Source organism: Acidovorax benzenivorans, assembly GCF_028680575.1.
Lineage (GTDB): Bacteria > Pseudomonadota > Gammaproteobacteria > Burkholderiales > Burkholderiaceae_C > Acidovorax > Acidovorax benzenivorans.
In genome coordinates this window covers 119394-139083 of the sequence record NZ_JAPCKI010000010.1, presented here as the reverse complement: position 1 = coordinate 139083, position 19690 = coordinate 119394, and the positions used below count along the sequence as shown (strand labels likewise).

Here is a 19690-nt window from a genome sequence, read left to right as displayed (position 1 = left end):
TATCAGGCTGCACTCCACGCTGGGATACCAGTCACCCAATAGCTACGAGATGCAGCAGGCCTTGGCAGCTCACTCAGCTTGAACGAACTTCCCCTATCGGAATGTCTGAAAAAACTTGACCACGACAATCCAGCCCTCTCGGTCTCGCTCAGGTGAGTGAGAGATATCGTTGCATGGCGGCCGTCACCAGATGTGGGTGACTCATGTGAGCGCAGTGTCCGGTCACGTCCAGCACTTCCAACGTGCTGCCCCTGAGCTTCTTGTGCATGTACTCCCCGACAGAAAGGGGCGCCAATGCATCTTTGCCATGCTGCAGGATCAGACTTGGCCGGGTCACGCGCGGTAGATCCTCTCTGCTATCTGCAAAGAAGGTTGCCTGCGCAAAGATACGAGCCATCGTAGGATCGGTTGAGCAGAAGCTCTCGGACAACTCTCCGCCCAGACTGTCTGCCTGCGGCGCTCCTGCCACAATGGGTGCGAGATAGCTGGACCAGCCCATGAAGTTCTGGTCCATGAGGTCCAATAGGCCATCCAAATCCTTGCGCTCGAATCCTCCAAAGTAATCGGGTGCGTGATTGAGGTAGCAAGGCGACGGGCCAACCAGAATCAGGCGGTCAAAAAGTGTAGGTCGCTCGATGGAGGCCAGCAGGCCGACGCTGGCACTGACCGAATGTCCAACAAAATTTACTCCGCGCTCAATGCCCAACGTGTCGCACACATCCAGCACATCTTGCACGTAGCCTTTCAGGCTTGCGTACTTCACGGGGTCAAAGGCGGCCAAGTCTGATTGGCCGCAGCCGACGTAGTCGAACAAGACCTGGTGGCACTTACCTTCAAAGGCCGGAGTGATGTGTCGCCACATATGCTGGCTACACCCAAAGCCGTGCGCATAGACGAGCACGGGGACGTCCGGGCGAATTGCATCGATCACATGCACGTTGTTGCGCTTACGAATTTCCACTGTTGTTCTTTCCGGGCGGTCAGTCCGCAGATTTAGCACGCCTGACGCTTGCACCGTGCGCAAAATAGCATGCAAGCGTGCGCGATTGGGAGTGAGAAACAACTGGTTTATCGCTAGCACCAGCTTGCGCAACGCAGCGTTCAGCCTCCAGATGCCTCTGTTTTCACTCTCCTTGGCTTTCGCATCAGCACATAGGCTGCAGGAATCACGAACAAGGGGACGTCTCAGAAAACGGAAAATAAAGCACGTTAAGCCCATTGCAGACTCTAGATATTGACGAGTACGTCGGGTTTTCTCTTGTTTGAGTTGCCTCTTGTGGTAGGATAGTAATCAATTACTATCTTACAAGGAGTGCTCGTGGACACCCATCCAAAGCATCTGCCGGCCGATGAACGTCGTGCCGTAACTGTCGAGTCCGTCGTGGCGCTTGCCGGTTCACAAAACCCAAGCGAGATAACCACTGCGGCTATCGCTAAACACATGAACTTGACCCAGGGTGCGCTGTTTCGGCACTTCCCGAACAAGGAAGCCATTTGGCAGGCGGTCATGGAGTGGGTAGCAGAGCGCCTATTAGCCAGAATCGATCGATCCGCACAAGGAATCGAGTCGCCCTTGGCAGCCATGGAGGCGATGTTCATGAGTCATATCGAATTCGTAGCTGAGCACCCAGGCGTGCCAAGAATGATGTTTGGTGAGCTTCAGCGTGCCGAATCGACACCGGCCAAGCGCATGGTGCAAACCTTGATTCAGCGCTACGGCGAACGTTTGCATCGTCTCATCGAGAACGGCAAGGCCAGCGGCGAGTTGTCTCCCTCGCTTGACAACGAGGCGGCGGCAACGCTGTTCATTGGCACGATCCAGGGCTTGGTCATGCAATCGCTGTTGGCGGGTGATGTGGGACGTATGCACCGCGATGCGCCGCGCGTCTTTGCAATTTATCGGCGTGGCATAAGGAGTGCGCAATGAAAAAGTTACCCTTGCAAGGCCGCACCCTGGCGCTGCTTGCCGTCATCATTCCTTTGCTGGTGCTTTTTATTTATGTCGGTCTGCGATCAGGGCCGCTCGCCCCGGTCGCTGTGACGGTGGCAAGCGTGGAATCACGGGCTATCACACCGGCGCTGTTCGGCATCGGCACGGTGGAGGCGCGCTACACCTACAAGATCGGGCCGACGTTTGCCGGGCGCGTCAAACGCCTGGAGGTGCATGTAGGCGACCAGGTCAAGGCCGGACAGGTGCTCGGCGAGATGGAGCCGGTCGACCTTGATGATCGGGTGCGCTCACAGGAGTCGGTATTCAAGCGGGCGGAAGCGGCTTTGCGCGAGGCAGAAGCCCGGCAAGCCTACGCGCAAACCCAGGCGCGCCGCTATGAGCAATTGTTTGCGGTGCGCTCGACCAGCGAGGAAATCGTCACCACCAAGCGGCAGGAACTGCAGATCGCCGATGCCGCCCTATCCGCCGCTCGGGAAGATATTGCCCGGGCACGCTCCGACCGCGAAGGACTCGTCGCGCAGCGGAGCAATCTGCGCCTGATCGCGCCGGTCGACGGTGTAGTCGCCGTGCGCGATGCCGATCCCGGCACGACCATCGTCGCGGGCCAGGCCGTGGTGGAGGTGATCGACCCCAAGAGTTTGTGGATCAATGTGCGCTTCGACCAGATCAGCGCATCGGGGCTGGCTGGGGAGCTGCCGACCCGTATCGTCCTTCGTTCGCGTGGTGGCCAGACCTTGAAAGGTCGCGTGCTGCGGGTGGAACTCAAGGCCGACGCGGTAACCGAGGAAACGCTTGCCAAGGTGACATTCGATAACAAACCAGAACCTTTGCCACCAGTGGGTGAACTGGCCGAAGTCACGGTTGACTTGCCGGCGCTCCCGGCCGCTCCACTGATCCCCAACGCTGCCGTCCAGCGTGAAGGCGATAAAGTTGGTGTCTGGCAAATCGTGGATGGTGATCTGCATTTCTCCCCGGTCAAGCTCGGCACTTCCGACCTCAATGGTTACGTGCAGGTGCGCGAAGGGCTCAAGAATGGGGACCAGGTTGTGACCTATAGCGAAAAGGCACTGACGGCGCGCAGCCGCATCCATGTGGTCGAGCATATCCCGGGAGTTTCACGATGATCAGCCTGGCCGGCCGCGACATTCTCCATGCCTGGGGGAAATTCGTCTTCACCGGCATCGGTCTGGGTCTGCTGATCGGCGTCACCCTAGTCATGGCTGGGGTGTACCGAGGCATGGTGGACGACGGCAAGGCGTTGCTCGACAACAGTGGCGCTGACCTTTGGGTGGTGCAAAAGGATACTCTGGGTCCTTATGCGGAGTCGTCCAGCCTCAACGATGACGTGTATCGCGCCATTCTCGCCATGCCGGGAGTCTCACAGGCAGCGAACGCGACCTACCTGACCATGCAGGTACGCAAGGGCGAGAGTGATGTACGCACCATGGTGGTCGGCATCGCGCCCGGTGCGTTGGGGGCTACACCCGGATGGCCTCCTTATCTCGTCGCTGGACGCCAGATCACGCGCGGTCACTACGAGGCTGTGGCCGACATCGCCACCGGCTTCAAACTGGGAGATCGTCTTGCCATTCGCCGCAATCATTACACCGTCGTGGGGCTGACACGGCGCATGGTGTCGTCCAGCGGCGACCCGATGGTATTCATTCCGCTCAAAGATGCCCAGGAGGCCCAGTTCCTCAAGGACAACGATGCCATCTGGCAAAGCCGGCGTCGCACCGAAGCCAACCCGGTCTTCAATCGACCCGGTGATCCAGGTTTGCTGGATGCCGTGATTGCTTCACAGAGCAGCAACGCGTTCGTCAATGCCGTGCTGGTCACTCTGAAACCTGGTCATGCGCCGGACGAGGTTGCCGAATCCATCCAGCGCTGGAAGCGTTTGACGGTCTACACCCGGGCACAGATGGAAGACATCCTCGTCGGCAAGCTGATCGCCACCTCGGCCAAGCAGATCGGCATGTTCCTTGTGATTCTGGCCATCGTTAGCGCGGCCATCGTTGCCTTCATCATCTATTCGCTGACGATGGACAAAATCCGTGAGATCGCGGTGTTGAAGCTCATCGGCACACGCAACCGAACCATCGCCGCGATGATCATGCAGCAGGCGCTCGCCCTGGGCGTGATTGGCTTCGTGGTCGGCAAGATCACAGCCACCTTTTCAGCACCGGCTTTTCCAAAATATGTCCTGCTCACGCCAATGGATTCTGTCGCCGGTTTTTTTGCCGTGCTCGTGATATGCGTTCTAGCTAGCCTCGTCGCCATTCGCATGGCACTCAAGGTCGATCCGGCCGAAGCCATTGGAGGTTGAGATGAGTGGCAAAGGGATACACATCGAAAGTTTAAGCAAGCGGTATGGCGATGGTGACACCGCTGTCTTTGCCTTGAGAGACGTGAATATGCATGTTGCACCTGGTGAAGTGGTGGGACTGATCGGCCCTTCCGGGTCCGGCAAGAGCACGCTGCTCAAGTGTCTGGGTGCGGTGATCGAACCGACCGCCGGTCGCATGACGCTGGGCGATGAAGTGATCTACGCCGATGGCTGGAAAGTCCGCGACCTGCGCGCCTTACGGCGTGACAAGATCGGTTTCGTTTTCCAGGCGCCGTACCTGATTCCGTTTCTCGATGTCACCGACAACGTGGCGCTGCTGCCGATGCTTGCAGGCGTCGCGAATGGAGAGTCGCGCGCGAAGGCACTGGAATTGCTCACAGCGCTTGATGTGCAACACCGAGCTCGCGCAATGCCCTCGCAACTCTCCGGTGGCGAGCAGCAACGGGTCGCCATCGCGCGCGGACTGGTCAATCGTCCGCCGGTGATCCTGGCCGATGAACCCACTGCGCCGCTGGATTCCGAGCGCGCCATGGCTGTAATCCGCATCCTCAACGACATGGCCCGGAAGTTCGAGACCGCCATCATCGTCGTCACCCATGACGAAAAGATCATCCCGACCTTCAAGCGCATCTACCACATCCGCGACGGTGTAACCCATGAGGAAGCTGGCGAAGGGCGGGAGTTCGAATGAGAGAACGATTGAATTACAGGAGAATTTCATGACCCACCGCAAACACAGCCACGTATTTGGAACTATCACCCTGACCGTTACGGCCTGCCTGCTTCTATGGGGTTTTCAGTTGCCAGCTTGGGCTGGTGACGCTATCCAGGTTGAGCCACTGGCGCTACGCAAGATCATGCAGGAACTCGGGCGCAACATGCAGGCTATTACCGGTGCGATTTCGCAGGAGGAATGGGTTCAGGTCGTTCAGCTCGCCCCAAAAGTTGCTGCACACCCCGAGCCACCGCTTACTGAAAAAATGCGCATCCTTGCTTACCTCGGCGCTGATGCGACCAAGTTCAGAAACTTTGACGCGCAGACTCACGAGGCGGCGCTGGCCATGAAGCTGGCTGCTGCGAGCAGCGACGGCAAGGCGGTGATCCAATCATTCGCCCACGTGCAGGAAAGCTGCTTGGGCTGCCACCAAGCTTTCCGTAAACCTTTCGTGGAGCATTTTTATGGAGCACGCTAAAACATGCCAGCGCCCCATCAGCCTCGAAAGACGGCTTGCGGCAACTTACCTGGTAGCTGGTCTGATCACCGCCGGTCTGGCCGGCTGCGCCGCTGGCCCTGATTTTAAGCGTCCCACCGCACCCGATGTGGCTCGCTACACTGCAATACCAGTGGCTGATAGAACCGCGTCCGCTCCCACGCAGTTCGGCGAAACACAACGTCTAGTCGAAGGGCTTCCGATCGAAACGCAATGGTGGCAAAGCTTGGGTTCATCCGCACTCGACGGACTGATAAACGAAGCTTTCCATGTCAGCCCGACGCTGGCGAGCATCAGCGCCAATTTGCGACACGCGCAGGAGCTTCTTGCCGCACAGGCGGGCTCGACGCAATATCCACAGGTAGATGTCGCACTGGGATCTCAGCGCCAGCAAATGAGTCCCAGTAGCCAAGGGTTGAGCGGAGACGCACGTCAATTCAGCCTCTACAACGCCAGCGTTGGCGTGCATTACAACCTCGATCTGGCTGGCGGCAACCGGCGCGCACTCGAAGCCTTGGCTGCTCGCGCCGACTACCGTCGCTTCGAACTGAATGCTGCGCGCCTGGCCCTTGCCGGCAACATGGCAACCGCTGCCATTACCCGAGCACGCCTCGCCGCGCAACTAGAAGCCACTACTGCCATTTTGCGCGTGCAGGATGAGCAACTGCGCCTAGCCCATGAACGCGTGCGTATCGGTCAGGCCTCACCTGATGAAGCGTTGAGCCTACAAGCTCAGGCGGAGCAAACGCGGGCAGAACTGCCTGCGCTGCGTAAACAACTGCAACAAACCGAACATCTACTGGCGGTGCTAGCCGGTCGTGCCCCAGGCACGGGTGGCATCCCGGCCTTCACTCTGGCCGATTTCACTCTACCCGTCGAGATGCCGCTCGTCGTGCCCTCAGAACTGGTGCGCCGCCGACCGGATATCCAGGCGTCAGAGGCGCTGTTGCATGCGGCCAATGCAGACTATGGTGTGGCTGTCGCCAAGCTCTACCCACAGATCAACCTGAGCGCCAACCTTGGTTCTCAGGCGCTGACCACCGGTGCCCTGTTCGGTGGTGGCTCGGCAGTGTGGGGCCTGGTTGCGCAGCTCACCCAGCCTCTTTTTAATCCAGGGCTACCCGCTGAAAAAAGAGCGGCGCTCGCCGCTTTTGATGCCGCCGTAGCCAATTACCAGAGCGTCGTATTGGAGTCTTTGCGTAACGTCGCCGACACCCTGCGCGCGGTGGAAAGCGATGCACAAACTTTGACTGCCCTCGCTGCCGCTGATATGGCTGCACAGGCCTCCTTGCAGTCGGTCGAGCGGCAATACCGGCTGGGCGCGGCCAGCTACCTGCAACTGCTCATCGCGCAGCAACAGGCACAGTCAATCCGGATCAATATGGTTGCGGTCCAGGCACAACGCCTAGTCGATAGTGTTGCTTTATATCAGGCCCTGGGAGGTGGTGTCAGTTAAGACTATACCCAGCGCCACAGGGACATGAACGGCAATCGAGCCCTGAGTGACGCTGAATGGGCTCTGGCTCAGGACCTGTTCGAGCCCGCCACTGGCGCGCGCGGCAGACCCGCTGTCCACGACAGACGTGCAATGGTCGATGCTTGCTGCTATGTGCTGCGCACGGGTGCCTCTTGGCGCAGCCTGCCCCCAGGCATTTACCCGCCGTGGCAATCGGTGCAAAAGGCTTTTGTGAAGTGGGCCCGGGAGGGACGCTTTGAGCAGCTGCAAGAGCGCCTGCGCCAGCAATGGCGCCAACGCCTTGAGCGCGCTGCACAGCCCAGTGCAGCGATCATCGACTCTCAATCGACGCGTGGCAGTGCCCAGGGTGGGCAATTGGGGTATGACGCAGGCAAGAAGGTCAAAGGCCGCAAACGCCATCTGGTGGTGGATACGTTGGGCTTGGTACTGGCTGTGGTGGTCACCAGCGCCAGCATTGCTGACCGAGATGCTGCAGCCCAAGCTGTGCAGCAAGCATGCACGCGAACGGGCCATTCGATTGAAGTGCTATGGGCTGACAGCGCCTATGCGGGACAGTGCGCACAGGAGATTGAAAAGCGCACATGCGTACAAGTGCACATTGTGCGAGCCAGCACGCGAGCGCGCTGGAACGATGCGCAGCAGCCCTTGTGGCCTGAACCTGAGCAGCGTGCGATGCCTGCAAAGCGGTGGGTGGTCGAGCGTACACATGCGTGGCTTGAGCGCCATCGCAGGCTGGTCATGCATCACGAGCGCAAGCCGTTGTATGCAGCAGCTTGGGTGTGGCTTGCGCAGGCTCGGCAGTTGCTTGGGCGGTTGGGGTAATTTATTTCTTCTACACCCTCTAAGCGCTGCATACAGATATCGAAAGGGATATTTCAAAGTACCCCTCCCGATGCAGTTTCAGAACGCAAGTGTCCGTACGCCGGGCTTGAGTAGGTGTGCCGCGATCTCGGCGGGCTTTGCGGCTGTCACGCCTGTCAGCAAGTCGGCGGGCTGACGACCGGTATTCGGCAGGTACAGGGCACACACCTCTACTTTGGCTCCCGCTTTGATCAAGCCTTGAAGCATCTGCTGCGGCGTGACGTTGCGCGGTTTCAAGCTGGGCATGTTCTGGCCGTTGACAGCTATGTCACCAGCTGCGTCACATAGCAGCACGCGCACGTCGACCTTCTGTTCAAGCGCCTGTCCGGCAAGGACAAGACCTGCGCCCTGGGCCATAGGTGCGCCGGAATGTATGGACACAAACAATTCGTCGGCCTGGGCCGCAATAGCGGCTGACATCAGTACAGCTGTGATCAGGAAAGATTTCTTCATAGTGGGAGACTCAGGTGGATTGAATATTAAGTAACAGGGAACAGGGAACAGGGAACAGGGAACGCGGACTCAAAGCCGCGGCAGGGAAGTCAGCGCTAGTTTCCAGGAACGTAAGTAGCCGGAGGAAGCCCCAGCCCCGAGCGAAGCTCGGCGGCGGTGCGCACTGCGCCGAGACTTGAAATGCGACCGTTTTCAAGACGCAGTAACGTGGCGGTACCTGTTTGGCGGGGAAAATCGGCGATAAAGGCCACCTCATCGGCCTCGCGCACCAGAGCGATCGAATAAGAAAGCTCTCGAAGCTTGGGCAGCGCGAACATACGCGTGATGAGTGCAGGCATGCCGCTGATATCGGCTATATAGACCAAGCGCATGCGAGTCATCACGCCGGCGGGTTCAGCCGACAAGACGGCGCTCACCATGTCACTGACGGGTTTCTCGCTGGCCATCAGCACCCAACGGGTGTCAGGTGGAATGACCACAGGTTTGTCATGCTGATCCTTGAACTTCATTTCGGGAAGCGCCGAACCCACTGAAAGTGGTGCAGCAGCCAGTATTCCGTGCTGCGATAGCAGCACGGCGCAAAGCACCGTGTAAGCGCTGAGCGTGCGCCAGGCGCTTCGGAGTTGATTCTGGGATGCGAGGTTCATGGTGCTCATTTCAGGAATGGCAAGGTGATGGGCATTCAATGCGGGACGCAGTGACTTGGTCGGTGTTGATCAGGTGATCGGCCATACCAGAAAACGCACGCTGGATGGATGCGCGCAAAGCCAAGTCATCTACTTGTTCGGAAAGCGCTAGCTGCATACACAACATCCACTCGTCGCGCACCACCGAGTCGATGGCATAGGGTTTATGGCGTCTGCGCAGATGGGGATGACCCCGCTCCAGCAAGTACAAGGGCGGACCGCCGAACCAACCGCTGAGGAACTTGAACAGGCTTTCGGCGCTGCCAGAAAGGCTACTCGGGTGGAGCTGACGCACAGCGTGCGCCTCGGGCAACTCGTCCATCAACCTGTAGAACCGGTCGACCAGTCTCTGGATGGCGGGTGCGCCACCCAAGCACTCGTAGATGCTGGTGGCTGCGGTGGTGCTGGCAGTGTCGCAAAAAGATGTCATATGGTGTGAGAGGACTGTTGCGAATAGTGAGCTTAGAGTGCGTTGGCATCCGCCGTAGGTGCACGCACGCGTGCCAGAAACTCGTCGCGCGTGCATCCGCCAAACCAGGGATGCCAGCGACGCTGTTCAAGTACGTTCGATACGGCGCGACCTTGCTTGGCATGGCTGCAGAACAACAAGGTTTCACCGGGCAAGGTGAACACCTGACGCGTAGCGCTCTCCCATAAAGCTTCTGGCAGAGCCGGTCTCAGTTGGTGCGGGCAAGCATCGACCGACAGCAGATCGCCGCAGAACAACCGATCTCGCCATAAATAGCTCACGCAGCCTGCTGTGTGGCCTGGCGTAGGAATAACTCGAAGCAGTTCGTTGCCAAACATTAGTGCACTGGTTTCGCAACCCTGTGGATTGGCCTTGGCAGAGACCACCTGCTGGATGCGTGGCGCGCCGAGCGCGTCCAACGCAGCGGATTCACAAGGAAGGAATGCGTCGTGTTCGTGGGTGCGTAGCAGCCAACACAAATGCAAATGGTGTTCCTGCAGCATGGCTTTGAGCAGCGCCACATCGGAGCCGCGTGCATCCAGCAGTACGCACTCGCGAGTATCCAGGTCGGCAAGCAAATAGCTCATTGCGCCACTGGTCTCGTCGTGGAGGATTCGAAAGTACATAACGGTGGTAAAGGCGTTGCGGTCAGGAAAGCTGGATGTCCCTTGGCTAGACTCAAGCTTGGACGCGACCGCGACGCCAGACAAGCAGTGGCCAGGCAAAGGCCGACACAGCACCCCCCACGGCCGCCGCCAGCCCGAGCAGAGCGGCCCAATCGAGCCAGTAGCCCATGTCCGACAGAGTTGAGTGCAGCGACCCTGGCAACACCATGAAAGCTGCAACGGCGACCACCACTCCGGTAAGCAGCGCAGGCAGAAAGCCTGCGCTCCATCGGGCGCCAGTAGCTCGCCAAGCCATGCCCATAAGCGCCAGCCAAAGCAACGCTCCCCCAACCAGCAGGGGCCAGACGCCAAGCGCAATTTCCCACAGGATGTTCAGCATCAGCCAGATTTCGTACATGATTGGTTTCCTTGAGTTGTTGGTTCTGCCGAAGGGATTTCAGACCCGGCCCTTTAGAACGGACATGTAAGCCGGCTTGAGCATGCGGACCTTCATCAACCATGCGAAGAAGCTATCCTGCAGAGGCTCGATCACCGGTAGCGTGGGTGTAAGGCGTCCCTCGTAGTCGAACTCGATCAGCATGGCCGATCCTTCGCGTGTGATCAGCGGACAGGACGTGTAGCCGTCAAAGTTCTCGTTGGCCTGGCGCCCGGCAATCACCTCCACCAGGTTGTGCGCCACTAGCGGGGCACTCTTCTTCACGGTGGCGGCGGTCTTGCCGCGCGGCGTGCCATTGATGTCGCCGATGCCGAACACGTTGGGAAAGCGGCGGTGCTGCAGCGTGCTCTTGTCCACCTCCAGCCAGCCACCGGTGGCAAAAGGGCCTTCCTTCCAGGCCAGCTCGCTGTTCTTCACCGCGTCGGGCGCGCGCGTGGGGGGAACCACGTGGATGAAGTCGTAGGACATCTCTTTTGTCTCGCCCTCGGATAACGCAAAGGTGGCGCGACGGGCACCGATGTCGATGGCGGTGAGTTTGCGTGAGAAATCCACATCTATGCCGAGACCTTGCCATCGTTGCAGCACGTTGTCGTTGACCACCTTGACACCAAATACATTGCCCAGTGCCGACTCGAAATGAATTTTTGATGCCCCTAGGGTGCCCGCCTTGGCCAGTCGGTCACGTAGCATGAAGGTCATCTTCAGGGGCGCACCAGCGCATTTGAGCGGTGTGGCGGGTAGCGTCATCACGGCATTGCCACCTCGGGCGGTAAAAGTCTGCATGGCTGCCCAGGTGGCCTGAGCGGCCTCTGGGCTGGGGTAGACGCTGGTCAGACCTTCGCGTCCAATGGCAGACACATCCATGCCGGTAATCTGCGCATAGTCCAAGTGCACGCCGGTGGCCACCACCAGAAAGTCGTAGGGGATGCGTTGCCCGCTCGCTGTGACGACGGTGTTTGCCACGGGATCGAAGTGAGCCACCATGTCTTTCACCCATTCGATACCAGCAGGTAGGAAGTCGGCGTTGCGGTCACGTACCTTGGACACCGGCCAAACACCTGATGCGACCAGGGTGTATCCCGGCTGGTAGTTGTGTTCTTCCTTGCGGTCGATGATGGTGATCTTTCCACCGTCGAGCAGTTGCGTCAGTCGATTGGCCACGGCGATGCCACCCAGGCCGCTGCCGGCAATCACTATGCGTGCGCTGGTCTTGATCGCTGCTTTTGCCGACTTCGGCGCGGTGGCGCTGGCCACGAGGGGGGCGGCTGCAAGGGCCTGCAGCCATTGCCTACGCGTGGTGTCAACAGCAGGGTCGATCTGAACATTCGTCATTTTTGTCTCCTTATGTGTAGGTATTTGACGATGAAGGTTTGATGGACACTCAATCGCTTTTCCGCACCTGAGCGAACTAGGTCTTGAGCACCCAGCGCAGTGCCATCGCAACGAGGGTTAGTACGGCGATGCTGGCGAGCCAGATGCCGGCCATCCAGAGCAAGCGGATCCACAGCGGTGCCAGCGGTTCGTCGGCGCTCTTCGCGGTGATGGCAGGCCAGCGCAGCAGAGGGGTTTTCATGCGTGGTACCCGTCTGCGTTGACCTTGCCGCGGAACACCCAGTAGGACCAGGCGGTATAGCCCAGGATCATGGGCAGCACGAAGGCCGTGCCCCAAAGCATGAAGACCTGGCCGCTGCGGTCGGTTGCGGCTTCCCAGATGGTCACGGCACCGGGCACGACATACGGGAACACGCTGATGCACAGGCCCACGAAGCTCAGCAGGAAAACTCCCAGCGTGAGTAGGAATGGCGCGGTCTCATGGCCGGCCTTGAGGCTGCGTACAAAGGCCAGGCTGGCCAGTGCAACCATCAACGGCACGGGCGCCACCCAAAACACGTTGGGCAAGTTGAGCCATTTACTGAAATAGTCGGCGCTCAGGAACAAGGTTGCGATACTGACGGCCACGATAGCTGCCAGCGTGGCGCCGCCCAGCCACCACGCCATGGATCTGGCCTGGCGTTGCAGCGAACCCTCCGCCTTCATGACCAGCCACGTCGAACCCAACAGCGCGTATGCCACCACAAGACTCAAGCCGGTGAGCAGCGTGAAGGGCGTGAGCCAGTCCCACCAGCCACCCGCATAGGATCGTCCGCTGATGGCCACACCTTGCAGCAGCGCGCCGAGGATGACTCCCTGCGAGAACGCGGCCAAAAACGATCCACCGGTGAATGCCATATCCCAGAATTTCTGATGACCCGGATCTCGCCACCGGAACTCGAAGGCGACACCGCGGAACACCAGGGCTAACAGCATGGCGATGATGGGCGCGTACAGGGCGGAGAAGATCAGGCCGTAGGCCAGCGGAAAGGCAGCCAGCAACCCGCCGCCTCCCATCACCAGCCAAGTCTCGTTGCCGTCCCAGACCGGTGCGATGCTGTTCATAGCGGTATCGCGGTCGTGGCCCACCTTGAAGGTGTTGAACAGGATGCCGATGCCGAGGTCAAAACCGTCGAGCACCACGTAGATGAAGACGGCCACCACAATGATGAGGGCCCAGATGATGGTCAGATCGATGTTCATACGGTTCCCCTTATTCGTTGGCCAGGGCATCGGGGTGCAGCGCTACGGCGGGAGTGGTGCCAGCGGCGCGCGCGGGGATATTGGGCGGTGCCGACTCGTGTACCACCGGCGGTTTGGCCATCAGCTTCAGGATGTAGAGGACGCCGGCGCCGAAGACCGCGAAGTACACGACCACAAAGGCCACCAGCGAAGCTGCCACGGCCGGTGCTGCCAGAGGTGAAGCCGACTCGGCCGTGCGCATCAGACCCTGGATGGTCCAGGGCTGGCGGCCCACCTCGGTGGTGATCCAGCCCGCGAGCACCGCCACCAACCCCGAGGGGCCCATGGCCAGCGCAAAACGGTGCAGCCACTTCCATTCGTACAGGCGGCCGCAGGCACGGGCCCACAGGCTGAGCATACCGAGCCCGGCCATCAGGAAGCCCAGGCCGACCATGATGCGAAACGCCCAAAACACCATGCCCACCGGCGGATGGTCGGCCACCGGCACGGTGTCCAGACCCTGCATGGGCGCGTTGAGGTCGTGCTTGAGGATTAGCGAGGACAGCTTGGGAATCTGCACCGCGTAGTCGACCCGGCCCTCGGCGCTGTTGGGAATGCCGAACAGGATCAGGGGTGCACCTTCCGGGTGGCTCTGGTAGTGGCCTTCCATGGCCATTACCTTGACCGGCTGGTGTTCGAGCGTATTGAGCCCGTGCAAGTCACCCAGAAAGATCTGCAGTGGTGCCACGATGGCTGCCATCCACATAGCCATGGAGAACATGAGGCGGGCGCGCGGATTGGCGCGGTCTTTCAGCAGGTGCCAGGCACCGACTGCGCCCACCAGGAAGGCGGTGGTCAGATAGGCGGCGGAGAGGGTGTGGACCAGTCGGTAGGGAAAGCTTGGGTTGAAGATGATGGCCAGCCAGCTGCCGGCGGAGATGAACTGCCCGTTGGCGTTGATCGCGTAGCCCGCCGGGGTCTGCATCCAGCTGTTGACCGAGAGGATCCAGAACGCCGAGACGAAGGTGCCCAGGGCCACCATCAGCGTGGCGGTGAAGTGGAGTCTTTTGCCCACCCGGTTCATGCCGAACAGCATCACGCCCAGGAATCCGGCTTCAAGGAAGAAAGCCGTCAGCACCTCGTAGGCCATCAGCGGGCCGATGATCGGGCCAGCCTTGTCAGAAAACACCGCCCAGTTGGTGCCGAACTGGTAGGACATGACGATGCCGGAGACCACGCCCATGGCAAAAACCAGCGCGAAGATCTTGATCCAGTAGCGGAACAGGTTCATGTAGTCTTCGCGACCGGTCTTAAGCCACAAGCCTTCAAGCACCGCGAGGTAACTCGCTAGGCCGATGGTGATAGCGGGAAACAGGAAGTGGAAACTCACCGTGAACGCAAACTGGATGCGCGCCAACAGGAGTGCGTCGGGCAGGTCAGACATCGGGGGTTTCCTTGAATCGGTGAAGTGGCAGACGCCTTTCACTTATCAAGAGCCGTGCCAACAGGCGCCGGTACAAAAAACCTAACGAATTCAAGGCTCCCGGCGCGATGGGCAGCCCGACTGCCACGGCACAGCCGTTTTTTTCTGCCAAAACAGTCAGTTGACTGTCAAAATGGCAGTCGGACTTGACAGTGATTGACCGTAGGTCCCCGCTGGAATCCTTTGAAACATTCCGAAAGACCCACCCGATGGCCCACATGTTGCCCGAATTGCTCTCGTACCTGGAAAGCCTGGCCGAGCCTCACATCCTGCTGGATCGTCAGTACCGCATCCTGGCCGCGAATGCGGCCTACCGTAGCCAGTTCAGCCCGCGCGCCTCGGTGGTCGGGCGCACCTGCTACGAGGTATCCCACCACTTCAGCGTGCCGTGTGATCAGGCAGGCGAAAGCTGCCCTCTGGCACGTGCGCGCGAGTCGGGCCAGCGCGAACGCGTGCTGCACCTGCACCACACGCCCCAGGGCGAGTCGTACGTGAACATTGAGTTGGTGCCACTGCTGGATGCCATGGGTGAACAGGCGTATTTCGTGGAGAAGATGGAGCCCTTGCGCGTGGCCCAGGGTCAGCCCGTGCGGCAGGGGCTGGTGGGCCGTTCGCTGGCCTTCCAGCGCATGTTGGAGTTGGTGGCTCGGGTTGGGCCGTCGCATGCCAGCGTGTTGCTGCTCGGAGAGTCGGGCACCGGCAAGGAGTTGGTGGCCCAGGCTGTGCACGATGCCAGCCCGCGCGCAACCCACCCTCTGGTGGTGGTGGACTGCGCGAGCCTGCCCGAGACCCTGTTCGAGAGTGAACTGTTCGGCCACGAACGAGGCGCCTTCACTGGTGCCAATACCAGCAAGCCCGGGTTGGTGGAAGCCGCCAGCGGCGGTACTTTGTTTCTGGATGAAGTAGGCGACATTCCGCTAGCCATGCAAGTTAAGCTGTTACGCCTGCTGGAGAGCGGCACCTACCGCCGCGTTGGCAGCAACGAGCTGAGGCGCACCGATGTGCGCGTGGTCTCGGCCACACACCGCGACCTAAAGGCCATGGTGACCGACGGGCGCTTCCGCGAAGACCTGTATTACCGGCTCAGCACATTCCCCATTGCCCTGCCAGCGCTGCGGGAACGGGGAGACGACATTGCGCTGCTGGCGGCAGCGCTGCTGGAGCGGGTGGCGCCGCAACGGCGTCTGAGCCTGTCTGCAGGTACGCTGGCCTTGCTCCAGCGCTACCCGTTCCCGGGCAATGTGCGTGAGCTGCGCAATGTTCTAGAGCGTGCCGCCTTGCTGGCCGACGGCCACACTATCGAGCCAGTGCATGTGGAGCGCGCACTGGGTACCGACGCGAGGCCTTCGCCGGTGGCATTGCAACGCGCAGAAGCGCCGGAAGCCACAGCATCCGGCGCGGAGTCTTCATTGCGAAGCGTCGAGCGTGCTGCCCTGCAGGCCCAACTCAAGGCCCACCGCGGCAGCCGCGCCGAACTGGCGAAAAAACTCGGGATTAGCGAGCGGTCTCTCTACCGCAAGCTTCGTGAGATCGGTGAAGCCCCTGACGCGGCTTGAAGCACGGAACCCGGGCGGCCAGAGGGTCAGAGCTTACGAGTCGAGAAGTACCAGTCTTTCATGGCGTAGCCCTCGCCCTTGCGCGCTTCGATAGCTGCAGGTGTCTTGGGTGGCGGCACTATCACATCGCAGCCGGGTGTCCAGCCCTCAGGCGTGGCGATCTTGTTGGCGTCGCTGGTCTGCATAGCGGTCAGCAGGCGCACGAATTCGTCGATCGAGCGGCCATTGCTCATGGGGTAATACACCATGGCGCGCAGCTTGCCTTCGGGGTCGATGAAGAAGGTGGCACGCACAGCTTGGGTGTCCGCCGCACCCGGGTGGATCATCCCGTAGGCACGTGCCACATCCATCTTGATGTCGTCAATGATGGGGAAGGGAATCTCCACGCCAAAGCTGGTCTTGATGCTTTGCATCCAGGCCAAGTGCGAGTAGATGCTGTCGATGGACAGCCCCAGCAGTTCGCAGTTCATGCTCTTGAAGGTGTCTGAAGCCTTGGCGAAGGCGATGAACTCGGTGGTGCACACGGGCGTGAAGTCGGCTGGGTGCGAGAACAGGATCAGCCACTTGCCTTTGTAGTCGTCCAGGCTTCGCTCGCCGTGGGTAGTGTTGGCCTTGAACGCCGGTGCGGCTTCGTTAAGGTGGGGGAAGCTTGAGTTCGATGCGTTTTCCATGAGGGACTCCGTTGGAAGGTTGAACAATTAACCGAACAGCGGTTGGCTGTTCGATGAGTTCAGTGTCGACCCACCACGGAACACCGCTCATGACATGGATCATGGCGGCGTTTGTCTTATCCTATGGCGCCAATAGCCTCAGGCGGCAGCGCTTCAAAGGTTGGAGCCGGGGTGTAGCAGCGATTCGTCCGTGATGCGGTACAGACGGCCCAGCTTGTCTACTGGCTGCAGGGCACCTGCTTTCACCAACGCCGAAATCTCGCGACTCACCGTCTCCTGTTTCAGGTCCATCATGGCGCCCATGTCCTCGCGCGAGAACAGCGTGACGAAGGCCGGATCGGTGGTGTGGCGCATCTTGAGGATGAACTGGCAGACCCGCTGTTGCGCGGTGCCGAAGTTGATCGAGGCCAGCCAATCGTCGGCTTCTCGCAGCGCCTTTTGCCACTTCTCAAGCAGGCCTGCGTGCATGCGCGGCGAGTTCAGATTCAGCTTGTGCACCACCTCGGTGGGAATGCGGCACAGCGTCACATCGGTCAGCGCAGCCGCCTCGCTGTCGTAGCGGCCGGTGGCCAGCGCCTCCAAGCCGACCACATCGCCCGGACGCAGCAAGCGCAGGATGCGCCGGCGCCCGTCACCCGTGATTCGAGACAGTTTGAGCATGCCAGAGCGCAATGTGAAGATGCCACCCGCTGCGTCCCCCTCGTTGAACAGCACCTGGTGCGCCCGGTACGCCATGTCATCAATCGGGGCGTGGATGAGAGCAAAGTCCTCCTCGTTGAGGTTGGAGAATAGGGCGACCTCACGCACAGCGCACGACCTGCAGTCAGAGGTGCCGCGCCAGGCGGAGTGTGTATGAATGGGGATCATGGTGGATGTGAAGCAGAGGCTTGGACAAGGTTCGCGGCGTGTAGACGTATCGCTGTTGGCCGGAGGCCCTACCGCGAGGCTAGGCGATCCACGGCAGAAACCAGCACGTGTCCCGTCGGTAGGCCGCATAGCCCGGGTGCGCCATAAGCATCCAGCGCTCCTCCAGCACAGCCTTGCTGACCAGCACGGCAACCAGCGCACCGAGAGCCAGCCAGGCCAGCCAGGTTGTGTTGGCCCATGCGGCTGCGATGCCACACGCCATCACCGCGGTGTACATCGGGTGGCGGATCCACCGGTAGGGGCCCTGCTGGATCAGTCGCGCTCCGGCGCGCGGTACAGGCCTGATGTTGAAGTTGCCCGGCCGGTTGGTTGACACTGCCCAGATCCCCACAAACGCGCCCGCGACTGCAGTAACCCAGGCGCCGGCAGGCGCGTGATCCGACAGGAATGAAGGCAATCCCAGCCACGTCAGCAGCACGATCAACCCAAATTGCAAGGCCACTAGGACGCTGCCCAGCGTGCGTTGCTCACCGTTATCGCTCATGTCGGTCCCCCGTTTTCACAGGCGACGCGCGACCATGCCGATCAGCGCAGAGCGGCCATGGTGACCGCTGCCCTCGGCCAGCTCGGCTTCGTATTCACGCAAGGTGTCAATGCCGAGCTCGCTAAAGGCTTCCCGCAACAAGGATTCTGTGTAGAGGTGCGACACCAAGGGCGGCCCCCCTGTGCGGTAGTCAAGCTGCCGGGGGGTGTAGCCCTGCAGCACGAGCCATCCGCCGGGTTTCAGGGAGCGCACCATGTTGGCAAACAGGCGCGCGCGCAAGTCCGGATCGGCAAACTGCACGAAGATGGCCGCAACCCCGTCGAGGGCAGCGTCTGGCCAGGCGTAGGCATCACAGTCGGCCACTGCGAAGTTGACCGTCACGCCCCGCTGCGCCGCGAGTTCCCGGGCTTTGGCCACGCCGGTTGCCGCGATGTCGAATGCATCAACCTTCAACCCTTGTTCCGCCAACCAGACACTGTTGCGACCTTCGCCATCGGCCACGCACAGAACCTGCTCGCCTGGTGACCAAACGTGGGCATGCTCGCGCAACCATCCATTGGGCTCGGCGCCGAACAGGAAGCCGGGTGCGGCGAAACGCTGATTCCAGGTGTTGGCTGGATCGCTGAACGCTGGGGTGTTTTTCGAGGTCATGTTCTGGGTGGGGGTGCTCATCTCGGGGCGGTTCGTAGTTGGCGCAGGCGACTCTCCAGCGCGGCGGGGTTGAGGATGCCGAAATGTGCATCGACTTGTCTGCCCTTGGCATCAAAGAAGAGCGTGATGGGCAGACCGCGTGATGCGATGGCTTGTCCGAGCGAGGACCCGCTGTCCAGCAGCACCTCGCGCAGGGTGAAACCTTGTTGTTGCAGGAAGCTTTGCACCGTGGCGGGCGATTCGCCCTGGTTAACGAAAAGAAAGGCCACCGTGGGTTCTCGCTGCTGAGCGGCCGCCAGCATCGGCATTTCCACCCGGCAAGGACCGCACCAGCTGGCCCACAGGTTGACCACCACTGGACGCCCGCGCGCAGCCTCGGTGAGGCTGAGCACCCGTGCATCCTCAATCCGAACCAGTTGAACGGGGGGCAGGCTGTGGGTACCGGCCAGCCCGCTGGCCAGGGTTGCCAGCCACCAGAAAGCGACACCCGCTGTGCCGCTCACCGCCAGCGGCCTGCGCAGCCAAGGCGTGACCGAGCCGCGCCATGCCAGCCACGCCACGCCAGCCACCAGCCCTGCCGGCGCACTCCATCCACCATCGCGCAGATCGAATGCCGCCCACGGCGATGCAAGATATGCATCCGCGTGCCACACGAGGTAGGCCAGCCGCGCCGCCACCAGACCTAACAGCGCCGCGTGGGTCACCGTGCGTCCCGCCTGTTCTCCCGGTACCTTGTCCGCGCCCTGGCGAGCTAGGCGACTGGCCAGCCACGAACTCCCCCAGATCGCGATCAACAGAAGAAAGGGCGCCAGTGGCAGGGCAATTGGGCCTAGGGACAAAGACAGCAT

23 protein-coding genes are annotated in these 19690 nt (G+C 60.7%); 8 read left to right on the top strand and 15 right to left on the bottom strand.

Annotated elements, in window-relative coordinates:
- Positions 1–148 precede the first annotated feature (148 nt).
- A complete protein-coding gene (locus tag OIN59_RS17270) occupies positions 149–1093 on the bottom strand; it encodes an alpha/beta fold hydrolase (RefSeq protein WP_274112300.1) in 945 nt (314 codons plus the stop codon).
- A 225-nt stretch (positions 1094–1318) separates the two neighbouring features.
- On the opposite strand from OIN59_RS17270, the gene OIN59_RS17265 reads away from it, so the two are divergent.
- Genes OIN59_RS17265 through OIN59_RS17235 form a run of 7 tightly spaced genes read left to right on the top strand, consistent with a single transcriptional unit; the run spans position 1319 to position 7808 of the window.
- Positions 1319–1927 carry a TetR/AcrR family transcriptional regulator gene (locus OIN59_RS17265; RefSeq protein WP_274112299.1) on the top strand — a complete coding sequence of 203 codons (609 nt, stop codon included), beginning with the start codon at positions 1319–1321 and terminating at the stop codon, positions 1925–1927.
- Positions 1924–3075, top strand: coding sequence for an efflux RND transporter periplasmic adaptor subunit (locus tag OIN59_RS17260; RefSeq protein ID WP_274112298.1), 1152 nt, complete (start codon positions 1924–1926; stop codon positions 3073–3075). The genes OIN59_RS17265 and OIN59_RS17260 overlap by 4 nt, the downstream gene beginning before the upstream one ends.
- Positions 3072–4277 (top strand): ABC transporter permease, encoded by a 1206-nt coding sequence (locus tag OIN59_RS17255; RefSeq protein ID WP_004393995.1) that lies wholly within the window; start codon positions 3072–3074, stop codon positions 4275–4277. Before OIN59_RS17260 ends, OIN59_RS17255 begins: the two co-directional genes overlap by 4 nt.
- Position 4278: 1 nt before the next feature.
- Entirely contained in the window at positions 4279–4989 is a 711-nt protein-coding gene (locus tag OIN59_RS17250) for an ABC transporter ATP-binding protein (protein WP_004393997.1), read from the top strand.
- A gap of 28 nt (positions 4990–5017) precedes the next feature.
- A complete protein-coding gene (locus tag OIN59_RS17245) occupies positions 5018–5491 on the top strand; it encodes a cytochrome c (RefSeq protein ID WP_274112297.1) in 474 nt (157 codons plus the stop codon).
- Positions 5478–6965, top strand: a complete 1488-nt coding sequence (locus OIN59_RS17240; protein WP_087756354.1) for an efflux transporter outer membrane subunit — start codon at positions 5478–5480, stop codon at positions 6963–6965. The genes OIN59_RS17245 and OIN59_RS17240 overlap by 14 nt, the downstream gene beginning before the upstream one ends.
- Before the next feature lie 24 nt (positions 6966–6989).
- Positions 6990–7808 (top strand): IS5 family transposase, encoded by an 819-nt coding sequence (locus OIN59_RS17235; RefSeq protein ID WP_274112296.1) that lies wholly within the window; start codon positions 6990–6992, stop codon positions 7806–7808.
- Between the two features lie 78 nt (positions 7809–7886).
- On the opposite strand, the gene OIN59_RS17230 is transcribed toward OIN59_RS17235, so the two are convergent.
- From OIN59_RS17230 to OIN59_RS17190, 9 genes are all read right to left on the bottom strand, one after another.
- Positions 7887–8300: a DsrE family protein gene (locus OIN59_RS17230; RefSeq protein WP_274112295.1), complete on the bottom strand. Its 414-nt coding sequence runs from the start codon at positions 8298–8300 to the stop codon at positions 7887–7889.
- A 95-nt stretch (positions 8301–8395) separates the two neighbouring features.
- Positions 8396–8947 carry a hypothetical protein gene (locus OIN59_RS17225; protein WP_274112294.1) on the bottom strand — a complete coding sequence of 184 codons (552 nt, stop codon included), beginning with the start codon at positions 8945–8947 and terminating at the stop codon, positions 8396–8398.
- A 10-nt stretch (positions 8948–8957) separates the two neighbouring features.
- Positions 8958–9416 (bottom strand): group II truncated hemoglobin, encoded by a 459-nt coding sequence (locus OIN59_RS17220; RefSeq protein ID WP_274112293.1) that lies wholly within the window; start codon positions 9414–9416, stop codon positions 8958–8960.
- 32 nt (positions 9417–9448) lie between these two features.
- Complete coding sequence (locus tag OIN59_RS17215) at positions 9449–10042, bottom strand: MBL fold metallo-hydrolase (protein ID WP_274112292.1); 594 nt, start codon at positions 10040–10042, stop codon at positions 9449–9451.
- A gap of 91 nt (positions 10043–10133) precedes the next feature.
- Positions 10134–10478: a hypothetical protein gene (locus OIN59_RS17210; RefSeq protein ID WP_274112291.1), complete on the bottom strand. Its 345-nt coding sequence runs from the start codon at positions 10476–10478 to the stop codon at positions 10134–10136.
- Between the two features lie 39 nt (positions 10479–10517).
- The gene (locus OIN59_RS17205; protein ID WP_274112290.1) at positions 10518–11849 is read right to left on the bottom strand and encodes an NAD(P)/FAD-dependent oxidoreductase; all 1332 of its coding nucleotides are present in this window, start codon (positions 11847–11849) and stop codon (positions 10518–10520) included.
- A 76-nt stretch (positions 11850–11925) separates the two neighbouring features.
- Positions 11926–12090 (bottom strand): DUF2474 domain-containing protein, encoded by a 165-nt coding sequence (locus tag OIN59_RS17200; protein WP_274112289.1) that lies wholly within the window; start codon positions 12088–12090, stop codon positions 11926–11928.
- The gene (cydB, locus tag OIN59_RS17195; protein WP_274112288.1) at positions 12087–13091 is read right to left on the bottom strand and encodes a cytochrome d ubiquinol oxidase subunit II; all 1005 of its coding nucleotides are present in this window, start codon (positions 13089–13091) and stop codon (positions 12087–12089) included. Before cydB ends, OIN59_RS17200 begins: the two co-directional genes overlap by 4 nt.
- Before the next feature lie 10 nt (positions 13092–13101).
- Complete coding sequence (locus OIN59_RS17190) at positions 13102–14514, bottom strand: cytochrome ubiquinol oxidase subunit I (RefSeq protein ID WP_274112287.1); 1413 nt, start codon at positions 14512–14514, stop codon at positions 13102–13104.
- A 248-nt stretch (positions 14515–14762) separates the two neighbouring features.
- On the opposite strand from OIN59_RS17190, the gene OIN59_RS17185 reads away from it, so the two are divergent.
- A complete protein-coding gene (locus tag OIN59_RS17185) occupies positions 14763–16109 on the top strand; it encodes a sigma-54 interaction domain-containing protein (RefSeq protein WP_274112286.1) in 1347 nt (448 codons plus the stop codon).
- A gap of 26 nt (positions 16110–16135) precedes the next feature.
- On the opposite strand, the gene OIN59_RS17180 is transcribed toward OIN59_RS17185, so the two are convergent.
- The 5 genes from OIN59_RS17180 to OIN59_RS17160 all read right to left on the bottom strand — a co-directional run bounded on the left by OIN59_RS17180 (position 16136) and on the right by OIN59_RS17160 (position 19690).
- Positions 16136–16780, bottom strand: coding sequence for a peroxiredoxin (locus OIN59_RS17180; protein WP_274112285.1), 645 nt, complete (start codon positions 16778–16780; stop codon positions 16136–16138).
- A 153-nt stretch (positions 16781–16933) separates the two neighbouring features.
- Complete coding sequence (locus OIN59_RS17175) at positions 16934–17647, bottom strand: Crp/Fnr family transcriptional regulator (protein WP_274112284.1); 714 nt, start codon at positions 17645–17647, stop codon at positions 16934–16936.
- 79 nt (positions 17648–17726) lie between these two features.
- Positions 17727–18191 (bottom strand): methyltransferase family protein, encoded by a 465-nt coding sequence (locus tag OIN59_RS17170; protein WP_274112283.1) that lies wholly within the window; start codon positions 18189–18191, stop codon positions 17727–17729.
- 15 nt (positions 18192–18206) lie between these two features.
- Positions 18207–18863 (bottom strand): class I SAM-dependent methyltransferase, encoded by a 657-nt coding sequence (locus OIN59_RS17165; protein ID WP_274112282.1) that lies wholly within the window; start codon positions 18861–18863, stop codon positions 18207–18209.
- A complete protein-coding gene (locus OIN59_RS17160) occupies positions 18860–19690 on the bottom strand; it encodes a TlpA family protein disulfide reductase (RefSeq protein ID WP_274112281.1) in 831 nt (276 codons plus the stop codon). The genes OIN59_RS17165 and OIN59_RS17160 overlap by 4 nt, the downstream gene beginning before the upstream one ends.

Coding starts and splice junctions, on each gene's coding strand:
- OIN59_RS17260 (WP_274112298.1), top strand. CDS start 1,924: ATGAAAAAGTTACCCTTGCAAGGCCGCACCCTGGCGCTGCTTGCCGTC.
- OIN59_RS17255 (WP_004393995.1), top strand. CDS start 3,072: ATGATCAGCCTGGCCGGCCGCGACATTCTCCATGCCTGGGGGAAATTC.
- OIN59_RS17250 (WP_004393997.1), top strand. CDS start 4,279: ATGAGTGGCAAAGGGATACACATCGAAAGTTTAAGCAAGCGGTATGGC.
- OIN59_RS17245 (WP_274112297.1), top strand. CDS start 5,018: ATGACCCACCGCAAACACAGCCACGTATTTGGAACTATCACCCTGACC.
- OIN59_RS17240 (WP_087756354.1), top strand. CDS start 5,478: ATGGAGCACGCTAAAACATGCCAGCGCCCCATCAGCCTCGAAAGACGG.
- OIN59_RS17235 (WP_274112296.1), top strand. CDS start 6,990: ATGAACGGCAATCGAGCCCTGAGTGACGCTGAATGGGCTCTGGCTCAG.
- OIN59_RS17230 (WP_274112295.1), bottom strand. CDS start 8,300: ATGAAGAAATCTTTCCTGATCACAGCTGTACTGATGTCAGCCGCTATT.
- OIN59_RS17225 (WP_274112294.1), bottom strand. CDS start 8,947: ATGAACCTCGCATCCCAGAATCAACTCCGAAGCGCCTGGCGCACGCTC.
- OIN59_RS17220 (WP_274112293.1), bottom strand. CDS start 9,416: ATGACATCTTTTTGCGACACTGCCAGCACCACCGCAGCCACCAGCATC.
- OIN59_RS17215 (WP_274112292.1), bottom strand. CDS start 10,042: ATGAGCTATTTGCTTGCCGACCTGGATACTCGCGAGTGCGTACTGCTG.
- OIN59_RS17210 (WP_274112291.1), bottom strand. CDS start 10,478: ATGTACGAAATCTGGCTGATGCTGAACATCCTGTGGGAAATTGCGCTT.
- OIN59_RS17205 (WP_274112290.1), bottom strand. CDS start 11,849: ATGACGAATGTTCAGATCGACCCTGCTGTTGACACCACGCGTAGGCAA.
- OIN59_RS17200 (WP_274112289.1), bottom strand. CDS start 12,090: ATGAAAACCCCTCTGCTGCGCTGGCCTGCCATCACCGCGAAGAGCGCC.
- cydB (WP_274112288.1), bottom strand. CDS start 13,091: ATGAACATCGATCTGACCATCATCTGGGCCCTCATCATTGTGGTGGCC.
- OIN59_RS17190 (WP_274112287.1), bottom strand. CDS start 14,514: ATGTCTGACCTGCCCGACGCACTCCTGTTGGCGCGCATCCAGTTTGCG.
- OIN59_RS17185 (WP_274112286.1), top strand. CDS start 14,763: ATGGCCCACATGTTGCCCGAATTGCTCTCGTACCTGGAAAGCCTGGCC.
- OIN59_RS17180 (WP_274112285.1), bottom strand. CDS start 16,780: ATGGAAAACGCATCGAACTCAAGCTTCCCCCACCTTAACGAAGCCGCA.
- OIN59_RS17175 (WP_274112284.1), bottom strand. CDS start 17,647: ATGATCCCCATTCATACACACTCCGCCTGGCGCGGCACCTCTGACTGC.
- OIN59_RS17170 (WP_274112283.1), bottom strand. CDS start 18,191: ATGAGCGATAACGGTGAGCAACGCACGCTGGGCAGCGTCCTAGTGGCC.
- OIN59_RS17165 (WP_274112282.1), bottom strand. CDS start 18,863: ATGAGCACCCCCACCCAGAACATGACCTCGAAAAACACCCCAGCGTTC.
- OIN59_RS17160 (WP_274112281.1), bottom strand. CDS start 19,690: ATGCTGTCTTTGTCCCTAGGCCCAATTGCCCTGCCACTGGCGCCCTTT.